The sequence below is a fragment of the Sphingomonas sp. CCH9-F2 genome (assembly GCF_001556735.1).
GTDB classification, from domain to species: domain Bacteria; phylum Pseudomonadota; class Alphaproteobacteria; order Sphingomonadales; family Sphingomonadaceae; genus Sphingomonas; species Sphingomonas ginsenosidimutans.
Window position 1 is genome coordinate 1 of record NZ_LSJO01000284.1, and the last position, 9,928, is coordinate 9,928.

The 9,928-nt window shown below is 69.2% G+C and carries 10 protein-coding genes and 1 pseudogene; 8 read left to right on the forward strand and 3 right to left on the reverse strand.

The features are described from left to right. Positions 1-1,641, reverse strand: a 1,641-nt coding sequence (locus AX685_RS08600; RefSeq protein ID WP_156445730.1) for a CTP synthase, incomplete at its 3' end; no start/stop codon positions are given. 85 nt (positions 1,642-1,726) lie between these two features. Next, positions 1,727-2,110 (reverse strand): preprotein translocase subunit SecG, encoded by a 384-nt coding sequence (gene secG / locus AX685_RS08605; protein WP_066487581.1) that lies wholly within the window; start codon positions 2,108-2,110, stop codon positions 1,727-1,729. 264 nt (positions 2,111-2,374) lie between these two features. Between secG and AX685_RS08610 the strand changes: the two genes are divergently transcribed. The 8 genes from AX685_RS08610 (at position 2,375) to eda (ending at position 9,804) form a co-directional block, all read left to right on the forward strand. After that, the gene (locus AX685_RS08610) at positions 2,375-2,698 is read left to right on the forward strand and encodes a MarR family transcriptional regulator (protein WP_066487590.1); all 324 of its coding nucleotides are present in this window, start codon (positions 2,375-2,377) and stop codon (positions 2,696-2,698) included. Positions 2,699-2,708: 10 nt separating this feature from the next. Further along, the gene (locus AX685_RS08615) at positions 2,709-3,002 is read left to right on the forward strand and encodes an SH3 domain-containing protein (protein ID WP_231738715.1); all 294 of its coding nucleotides are present in this window, start codon (positions 2,709-2,711) and stop codon (positions 3,000-3,002) included. Further along, a complete protein-coding gene (argC, locus tag AX685_RS08620) occupies positions 2,999-3,928 on the forward strand; it encodes an N-acetyl-gamma-glutamyl-phosphate reductase (RefSeq protein WP_066487582.1) in 930 nt (309 codons plus the stop codon). Before AX685_RS08615 ends, argC begins: the two co-directional genes overlap by 4 nt. A 26-nt stretch (positions 3,929-3,954) precedes the next feature. Then, positions 3,955-5,418, forward strand: coding sequence for a glucose-6-phosphate dehydrogenase (zwf, locus tag AX685_RS08625; protein WP_066487583.1), 1,464 nt, complete (start codon positions 3,955-3,957; stop codon positions 5,416-5,418). A 140-nt stretch (positions 5,419-5,558) separates the two neighbouring features. After that, positions 5,559-6,263 carry a 6-phosphogluconolactonase gene (gene pgl / locus AX685_RS08630; RefSeq protein ID WP_066487584.1) on the forward strand — a complete coding sequence of 235 codons (705 nt, stop codon included), beginning with the start codon at positions 5,559-5,561 and terminating at the stop codon, positions 6,261-6,263. A 109-nt stretch (positions 6,264-6,372) separates the two neighbouring features. After that, the gene (gene edd / locus AX685_RS08635) at positions 6,373-8,205 is read left to right on the forward strand and encodes a phosphogluconate dehydratase (RefSeq protein WP_066487587.1); all 1,833 of its coding nucleotides are present in this window, start codon (positions 6,373-6,375) and stop codon (positions 8,203-8,205) included. A 25-nt stretch (positions 8,206-8,230) separates the two neighbouring features. Next, the gene (gene glk, locus AX685_RS08640) at positions 8,231-9,199 is read left to right on the forward strand and encodes a glucokinase (RefSeq protein ID WP_066487595.1); all 969 of its coding nucleotides are present in this window, start codon (positions 8,231-8,233) and stop codon (positions 9,197-9,199) included. Continuing rightward, positions 9,196-9,804, forward strand: coding sequence for a bifunctional 4-hydroxy-2-oxoglutarate aldolase/2-dehydro-3-deoxy-phosphogluconate aldolase (gene eda / locus AX685_RS08645; RefSeq protein ID WP_082740734.1), 609 nt, complete (start codon positions 9,196-9,198; stop codon positions 9,802-9,804). The genes glk and eda overlap by 4 nt, the downstream gene beginning before the upstream one ends. 25 nt (positions 9,805-9,829) lie before the next feature. On the opposite strand, the pseudogene AX685_RS21515 reads toward eda, so the two are convergent. Then, positions 9,830-9,928: pseudogene (locus tag AX685_RS21515) on the reverse strand (endolytic transglycosylase MltG); the annotation flags it as partial.

Genomic DNA, 9,928 nt, shown 5'->3' on the forward strand with positions numbered 1-9,928 from the left:
CGACCCGCACCCGCTGTTCGCCAGCTTCACCGCCGCGGCGATGAAGCTGGCGAACAGCGGGTGCGGGTCGAACGGCTTGCTCTTCAGCTCCGGGTGGAACTGCACGCCGACGAACCACGGATGGTCGGGCCGCTCGACGATTTCCGGCAGCGTGCCGTCGGGGGACATGCCGGAGAAGACCAGCCCGCCCTTTTCGAGCGCGTCGCGGTACGAGGTATTGACCTCATACCGGTGGCGGTGGCGCTCCGAAATCTCGTCGCTGCCGTAGATGGAGGCGACGACGCTGTTGCCGGTCAGCGCGGCGGTATAGGCGCCCAGCCGCATCGTCCCGCCCAGGTCGCCGTTCGCGGCGCGCGTTTCCAGCCCGCGCTCGCCCATCCATTCGGTGATGAGGCCGACGACCGGCTCGTCGGTCGGGCCGAATTCGGTCGACGACGCCTGCGGCAGGCCCGCCAGGTCGCGCGCGCCCTCGATGCACGCCATCTGCATCCCGAAACAGATCCCGAAATAGGGCACGCGGCGTTCGCGCGCGAAGCGGACCGAGGCGATCTTGCCCTCCGCCCCGCGCGACCCGAACGCGCCGGGCACCAGGATCGCGTGGCAAGGCTCCAGATGCGCGGCGATCTCGGTATCATCGCCCTCGAACAGTTCGGCGTCGATCCAGCGGATGTTGACCTTCACCCGGTTGGCGATCCCGCCATGGACCAGCGCCTCGTTGAGCGACTTGTAGGCGTCCTGCAGGCCGACATATTTGCCGACGACGCCGACGGTCACCTCGCCCTCCGGGTGCATCAGCCGCTCGACGATTTCCTCCCAGCGGGTAAGATCGGGGGGCGACGACGGGGTGATGCCGAAGGCGCGCAGCACCTCCGAATCCAGCCCCTCGGCATGATATTGCAGCGGCACGGCGTAGATGCTCTTGGCGTCCAGCGCCGGGATGACGGCGGTTTCGGGGACGTTGCAGAACAAGGCGATCTTCGCGCGTTCCGATTCGGGCAACGGATGTTCGCAGCGGCACACCAGCACATCGGGCTGGACGCCCAGCGCCGCCAGTTCGCGCACCGAATGCTGCGTCGGCTTGGTCTTCAGCTCGCCCGCGGCGGCGATGTACGGCACCAGGGTGACGTGGATGCTGATCGCATTGCCGCGCCCGACCTCGTTCTTCAGCTGGCGGATCGCCTCGATGAAGGGGAGCGATTCGATATCGCCCACCGTCCCGCCGATCTCGCACAGCACGAAGTCGAGGTCGTCGGTTTCCGCGCGCGCGAACGCCTTGATCGCGTCCGTCACGTGCGGGATCACCTGCACCGTCGCACCCAGATAGTCGCCGCGCCGCTCGCGCTCGATGATCGTCTTGTAGATCCGGCCCGAGGTGACGTTGTCCGACTGGCGGCTGGCGACGCCGGTGAAGCGTTCGTAATGGCCCAGGTCCAGATCGGTTTCGGCGCCGTCGTCGGTGACGTACACCTCGCCGTGCTGATACGGGCTCATCGTGCCGGGATCGACGTTCAGATAAGGGTCGAACTTGCGGATGCGCACGCGATAGCCGCGCGTCTGCAGCAACGCCGCGAGGCTTGCCGCCATGAGACCCTTGCCGAGCGAGGAAACCACGCCGCCGGTGATGAAGATGTACCGCGCCATGGGGGTGAACGCCTAACCTTTAAATACGAACGAGGGCAAGCGCGCGGACGTGCCGCGCGCGATGAAACGACGATCGGTGCGACGATCAGTTGGCGAGCGGGACGCCGTTGTCGGCGCGTGCGGGCTGCTGCGCCGCTGCGGCATTGGCGGCGGCGCCGGCCAGCGCGTCGTCCGCCGGGGCAGGCGCGGTCTGCGCCTGCGCGGCGGGCGCGCGGCGCTGGAGCGAGGTGTCGACGCTGGTGGCGCTGCGGCTGGCGGCCAGGAACGCCAGCAGCACGCTCATCGCGATGAACACGCCCGCCAGGACCGACGTGGCGCGCGTCAGGAAATCCGCCGCGCCGCGTGCCGACATCAGCCCCGACGGGCTGCCCGACGACGTCAGCCCGCCGCCCTCCGACCGCTGCATCAGGATCACGGTAACAAGGGCCGCCGCGATGATGGCCTGGACGACAAGCAGAAAGGTGAACATGGCGGCGCGAACGATCCCGGAAATAGAGAAAGCGGGCGAACGGGCCGAAGCCCGCACCCCGGACCGCCGCCACATAGTCCCGCCGCCGCCGCCGATCAACCGGCGCGCCGCAAACCGCATAAGGCGTGGCAAATTCGTGACATGGCTGAAACCAGCCGCGCGGGCGGGCGTTATTCCGCACAAATCCGGAACGTTCCGGCAGCGTTGCAACAGAGACGGGACAAAGACGTGGCGACCTTTGCGCAGCCCGAACTCAATTCATGGATGAAGGCGCTGGTGGACTATGTCCGCTCCGGCGAGCCCGACCTCACCAACCGCCAGATGGCGCTGCTGCTGGTGGTGTACCTGCGCCCCGGCCCGCATACGGTGCGCGGCCTGGCGCGGATATTGAACGTGTCCAAGCCGGTCGTCACGCGCGCCTTGAACAGGTTGGGCGCTCTCGGCTATCTGCGCCGCCAACGCGACGACAGCGACAAGCGCAACATCTTCGTCGCGCGCACTTCCGAAGGGGCAGATTTTCTTGAGGAGTTCGGGCAGTTCATCGGCGACGGCGAGCCACCGTCCGCAGCGCGCGCCGCTGGCGCGTAGCGGATTCGCATTGACCGGGCGCTCCGTCGCGCTCGATCCGCGTATCCATGCGGTGCGCCCCGACATCGCCGACGTCCGCCTGGCCGATCGCGTCTTCGCCCCGCATTACGCCGCCCCGGCCCGCTGTACGCTGGCGCACGATGCCGTGTTGCGCGAGCAGCGCGGCGCCGATTCCCCCGCGGTGATCGCCTTGAGGGCGGGCGATGCGTTCGACCTGTTCGACGTCACCGGCGGCATCGCCTGGGGCATCGCGGTCGAATCGGGGCTGGTGGGCTATCTCGACGCCGGGGCGCTGGCGTCGTGACGGTCGGCGTCTTCATCGACGGTGCGGTCGGCACCACCGGTCTGGAGATCCGCGAGCGGCTGTCCGCGCGGCCGGAGATCGCGCTCTACACGCTGGACGACGATCGCCGCAAGGATGCCGCCGCGCGTGCCGCGGCGCTCAACCGGGCCGATATCGTCATCCTGTGCCTGCCCGACGATGCCGCGCGCGAGGCGGTGGCGATGATCGCCAACGACCGGACGCGCGTGATCGACGCATCAACCGCGCATCGCGTCGCGGACGGCTGGACCTACGGCTTTGCCGAGCTGGAGCCGGACCAGGCGCAGCGGATCGCGACCGCGCGCTTCGTCAGCAACCCCGGCTGCTACCCCACCGCCTTCCTGGCGCTGATCCGCCCGCTGGTGCGCGCGGGGCTGCTGCCCGCGGACGCGCTGCTCAGCGTCAATGCCGCGTCGGGCTATTCCGGCGGGGGCAAGGCGATGATCGAGGAATTCGAAAGCGGCGCCGCGGCCACCGCCTTCCGCCCCTATGGCCTGTCGCTGGCGCACAAGCATGTGCCGGAGATGCAGCGCCACGCCGGCCTTACCCATCCGCCGATCTTCCAGCCGTCGGTGGCCCACACCTATCGCGGGATGGTGGCGGAGGTGCCGCTGCACGCCGCGCAGCTGATCGCCGGTACGACGATCGACGACGTGCGCGCCGCGCTGGCGGATGCCTATGCCGGCAGCGCGCTGGTGCGCGTCGCCGACAGCGACGTCGCCACCGTCGCGATCGAGGCAGATGCCGGGACCGATCGCATGACGCTGCGCGTGTTCGGCAATGCCGTTACCGGGCAGTTGCGGCTGGTCGCGACGCTCGACAATCTGGGCAAGGGCGCGGCGGGCGCGGCGGTCCAGAACCTCAACATCATGGCCGGTCTCGACCCCGTTGCCGGCCTGACCCTCTGACCCTTCTTTCAGCCTAGGAGACTCCGGTGGAGCGCAATCCGGTCGGCAAGCTGTTGTTGTTCGGCGCGACGGGCGATCTTGCCCGGCGGATGCTGTTGCCCTCGCTCTACGGCCTCCACGCCGACGGGCTGTTGCCAGAGGGGCTGACGATCACCGGATCGGCGCGCGGCGATCTGGACGACGACGGCTTCCGCGCCGAAGCGAAGAAGGCGCTCGACGAATTCCTCCCCGCCGATCGCAAGGACGAGGCCGCGCTGTCCGGCTTCCTGAAGCGGTTGCAGTTCCAGCCGGTCGACCTGTCTGACGAGAACACCTTCGCGCCGCTGGCCGAGAAGATCGGCGACGTTTCGGGCGGGCTGGCGATCTTCCTGTCGACCGCGCCGTCGCTGTTCGAACCGGCGGTGAAGGGGCTGGAGAAGGTCGGGCTAGCCGGGCCGACGGTGCGCATCGGGCTGGAAAAGCCGCTGGGCTACGACCTGGCGTCGAGCCGCGAGATCAACGACACCGTCGCCGCGGTCTTCCCCGAGGAGCGGATCTTCCGCATCGACCATTACCTGGGCAAGGAAACGGTCCAGAACATCCTAGCGCTGCGGTTCGGCAATTCGTTCTTCGAACCGGTGTGGAACGCGCGCGGGATCGACAACGTGCAGATCACCGTGTCCGAGACAGTCGGGCTGGAGGATCGCGCCGGCTATTACGACGGCGCTGGCGCGCTGCGCGACATGGTGACCAACCACATGCTCCAGCTGGTCGCGTTGATCGCGATGGAGCCGCCGGCGCGCTTCACCCCCACCGACGTGCGCGACGAAAAGGCCAAGGTGTTCCGATCGCTGCGGCAGATCCCGCCCGAGGAGGTGCCGCACTGTACCGTCACCGGCCAATATGTCGGCGGCGCGGTGAAGGGCGAGATCGTCAAGGGCTATGACGAGGAGCTGGGCCGCGATTCGAACACCGAGACGTTCGTCGCGATCAAGGCGCATGTCGACAACTGGCGCTGGCAGGGCGTGCCCTTCTACCTGCGCACCGGCAAGCGGATGCCCGTGCGGCGCAGCGAGATCGCGATCCAGTTCAAGCCGGTGCCGCATTCGATGTTCGCCGGGCGCGGCGGGCTGCTCCAGCCCAACAAGCTGGTCATCCGCCTGCAGCCGGAGGAATATATCGAACTGCTGGTGATGGCCAAGGAGCCGGGGCTGGACCGCGAGGGCGTGCGCCTGCGCGAGGTGCCGCTGAAGCTGAGCCTGGACGCCGAATTCGCCGGCACGCGCCGCCGCATCGCCTACGAACGGCTGCTGCTGGACCTGATCGAGGGCGACCAGACGCTGTTCGTGCGCCGCGACGAGGTGGAGGCGCAGTGGATCTGGACCGACGCGATCCGCGCCGGCTGGGCCGCGAACGGCATGAAGCCCAAACATTATCCCGCCGGCACCTGGGGCCCGTCCGCCGCGATCGCGCTGACCGAGCGCGACGGGGTGACGTGGCAGGACGATTGATGCACTGAACCCCGCGTGCCCCGCTCCGTTCGTGTCGAGTAGCGACCAAGCGAAGCCGAGGGCGCGTATCGAGACATTCTCGAAACGCCGTCTCGACGTCGCTCGACGGCTGCTCGAACCGAACGGCATTGGAATTGCACATGACCGAAATCGAATGGTGGGACTATGACGATGCCGCCGAGCTGGCCGATGCGGTCGCGGGCGACATCCAGTTCGTGATCGAAAGCGCGATCGACGCGCGCGGCTCCGCGGTGATCGCGCTGGCAGGCGGCAAGACCCCCCTGCCCGCCTATGAGAAGCTGGCAAAGGCGAAACTCGACTGGAAGCGCGTGACGATCATCCCGGGCGACGAGCGGATCGTGCCGCTGGGCGATCCGCTGTCGAACGTCACCGCGCTGGGCAAGATCTTCATCCCCAAGGGCGCGCGGGTGATGCCGATCGTTCCCAAGGCGACCGACGATTACAAGGCGGCGGGCCGGTCCGCCGACGCGCTGATGCAGGATCTGCACTGGCCGCTCGACCTGTGCCTGCTGGGCGTGGGCGGCGACGGGCATACCGCGTCGATCTTCCCCGGCCCCGATTACGACGAGGCGCTGAACGGCCCCAAGGAGCGCCGTGCGCTGGGCGTCATGCCCGATCCGCTGCCGCCCGAGGCGCCGGTGGCGCGCGTCACGCTCAGCCGCCAGGCCATCGCCAGCGCGCGCGCGCTGATGCTGGCGGTGACCGGCGACGCGAAGCGCACGGTGATCGAGGATGCGATCAAGGAGGGCGCCGGCTCGCCCTATCCGATCGGTCGCGTGCTGGCCGATGTCGAACTGCCGGTCGACATCCACTGGGCGCCGTGACGTTTCGCCGCACGTGAGTTAACGTTATCAGGAGCTGTCCGGCCGTCACGCACAGGGTGACGGTCGCGGCAACTTCGCACCCGCTTCGCCCCCCGCTAAGGCTCATCGCATGAACCCTGCCGTCAGCGCCGTCACCGATCGGATCATCGAACGCTCGCGCCCCACGCGCAGCGCCTATCTCGCGCTGATCGAACGCGAGCGCGACGGCTGGATCGGGCGTCCGCGGCTGGGCTGCGCGAACCTGGCGCATGCCTATGCCGGCACGCCCGAGGATCGCGACGCGATGAAGACGCAGGCGGGCGCGATGAACATCGGGCTGGTCACCGCATACAACGACATGCTGTCGGCTCATGCGGTCTATTACCGCTATCCCGAGCAGATGAAGGTGTGGGCGCGCGAGGTCGGCGCGACCGCGCAGGTGGCGGGCGGCGTGCCGGCGATGTGCGACGGCGTGACGCAGGGCTATCCGGGGATGGAGCTGTCGCTGTTCAGCCGCGACACGATCGCGCTGGCCACCGCGATCGCGCTCAGCCACGGCACGTTCGAGGGCGCGGCGCTGCTGGGCATCTGCGACAAGATCGTGCCGGGGCTGCTGATGGGGGCGCTGCGCTTCGGCCACCTGCCGATGATCCTGATTCCCGGCGGCCCGATGCCGTCGGGCCTGCCCAACAAGGCCAAGGCGGCGGTGCGCGAGCGCTTCGCCGAGGGGCAGGCGACCCGCGACGAACTGCTGGATGCGGAGATCCAAGCCTATCACACGCAGGGCACCTGCACCTTCTACGGCACCGCCAACACCAACCAGATGATGATGGAGGTGATGGGCCTGCACATGCCGGGCGCGGCCTTCGTCAATCCGGGCACCAAGCTGCGGCAGGAACTGACCCGCGCCGCGGTCCACCGCCTGCCCCGTATCGGCGTGCATGGCGACGATTACCGGCCGCTGGGCCATTGCGTCGACGAAAAGGCGATCGTCAACGCCGCCGTCGGCCTGCTGGCGACCGGCGGGTCGACCAACCACCTGCTCCACGTCCCCGCGATCGCGCGCGCGGCGGGAATCGTGATCGACTGGGAGGACTTCGACCGCCTGTCCGCCGCGGTGCCGCTGCTGGCGCGCGTCTATCCCAACGGATCGGCGGACGTGAACGGGTTCGAGGCGGCGGGCGGGATGCCGTTCGTGATCCGCGAGTTGCTCGACGCCGGCTATCTGCATCGCGACATCATGACCGTGGCCGGCGGGGACCTGACCGATTACGGCAGCGCGCCGACGCTGGACGGCGACACGCTCGCCTGGGCCCCCTCCGGCCCGACGCGCGACGACACGATCCTGCGCCCGGCCGCCGCGCCCTTTTCCCCCGATGGCGGGATGCGCATCCTGCAGGGCAATATCGGCCGCGCGTGCATCAAGGTGTCGGCGGTGGAGCGCGACCGCTGGGTGGTCGAGGCGCCCGCGCGCGTGTTCGCCGACCAGCTCGAGGTGCTGGAGGCGTTCCGGGCCGGCGAGCTGGAGCGCGACGTCGTCGTCGTCGTCCGCTTCCAGGGGCCGCGCGCCAACGGGATGCCCGAACTGCACAAGCTGACCCCGCCGCTCGGCGTGCTCCAGAACCGCGGCTTCCGCGTCGCGCTGGTCACCGACGGGCGCATGTCGGGGGCGAGCGGCAAGGTACCGTGCGCCATCCACTGCTCGCCAGAGGCGCTGCCGGGGCAGAATGGCGCGGCGGGTGGCGCGATCGCGCTGATCCGCGACGGCGACCTGATCCGCGTCGATGCGGAAGCGGGAACGCTGGAGGCGCTGGTCCCCGCCGACGAATGGGCCGCGCGCACCCCCGCCGCCGCGCCGCCCGCGGCGACCGGCATGGGCCGCGAATTGTTCGGCATGTTCCGCGGGCTGGCCGACGAAGCCGAAAAGGGCGCGAGCGCGATCCTGGCGGGCGCGGGGCTGTAGGCGCGACGGGAATGAGGAGACGATGATGCAGGTGGTTTCGGTCGATATCGGCGGCACGCACGCGCGCTTCGCCATTGCGGAGGTCGCCGACCGGCGCGTCGTGTCGCTGGGGGAACCGGTGACGCTGAAGACCGCCGACCACGCCAGCCTGCAGACCGCGTGGGAAGCCTATCGCGAGCGGGCGGGCGGCACCCTGCCGCGTGCCGCCGCGATCTCGGTCGCCTCGCCGATCACCGGCGACGTCATCCGCCTGACCAACAATCCCTGGGTGATCCGCCCGTCGCTGATTCCCGAACGGCTGGGCGCCGACACCTGGACGATCATCAACGATTTCGGTGCGATCGGCCATGCGGTGGCGCAATTGCCGCATGAGGATTTCGAGCATCTGTGCGGCCCTGACGAACCGCTGCCCAGCGAAGGCATCACCACGGTGTGCGGCCCGGGCACCGGGCTGGGCGTGGCGCAGGTGTTCCGCCACGACGGCGAATACCATGTCCTGTCCACGGAGGGCGGGCATATGGATTACGCCCCGCTCGACGGGATCGAGGATGCGCTGCTCAAGCGTCTGCGCAAGACCTATACCCGCGTGTCGGCAGAACGGATCGTCGCCGGACCGGGGATTGTCGCCATCTACGAAACGCTCGCCGACATGGAGGGGCGCTCCGTGGTGCTGCGCGACGACAAGGCGATCTGGACCGCCGCGCTGGAGGGGACCGATTCGATCGCCAATGCCGCGCTCGACCGCTTCTGCCTCGCGCTCGGCGCCGTGGCGGGCGATCTGGCGCTGGCGCATGGCGCGAAGGGCGTGGTGATCGCCGGCGGGCTGGGGCTGCGCATCAAGGACAAGCTGCTGCGCTCCGGCTTCGACCAGCGGTTCGTCGCGAAGGGCCGTTTCCAGCAGATGATGGCCAAGCTGCCCGTCAAGCTCATCACCCATCCCCAGCCCGGCCTGTTCGGGGCCGCCGCCGCCTTTGCCCAGGAGCACGCACGTTGACCGATATCGCCGCGATCATGCAGACCAGCGCCGTCATCCCGGTACTGGTCATCAAGGATGCCGCGCAGGCGCGCCCGCTGGCCGAGGCGCTGGTCGCCGGCGGGTTGAAGGTGCTGGAGGTGACGCTGCGCACCCCCGCCGCGCTGGATGCGATCCGCGAAATGAAGCAGGTGCCCGGCGCGATCGTCGGCGCGGGCACCGTCGTGACGACCGATCAGGTCGCCGAGGTGAAGGCCGCCGGCGCGGAGTTCATCGTCTCCCCCGGCCTGTCGCAGCCGCTGGGCGAAGCGATCGCCGCCGCGGGCATCCCGTGGCTGCCGGGCGTCGCAACCGCGGGCGACATCATGCGCGGGCTGGACATGGGCCTGTCGCACTTCAAGTTCTTCCCGGCCGAAACCAGCGGCGGGATCAAGGCGCTGAAGGCGCTGGCCGCGCCCTTCTACCAGTGCCGTTTCTGCCCGACCGGCGGCATCACCGAGGCGAGCGCGCCCGACTGGCTGGCGCTCGACCCGGTATTGTGCGTCGGCGGCAGCTGGGTGACCGAGGGCACGCTGCCGGAGATCGAGGCGCGCGCCCGCGCCGCGGCGGCAATGAAGCGCGGCTGACGTCGCGCCGCGCCCGAGGGGATTGTTACATCTCCCCGCGCGCGCGGCGGATCGCGTACCATTTCTTCACATTGGCGTTATGTTCCGCCAGCGTATCGGCGAAGACATGCCCGCCGCTGCCGTC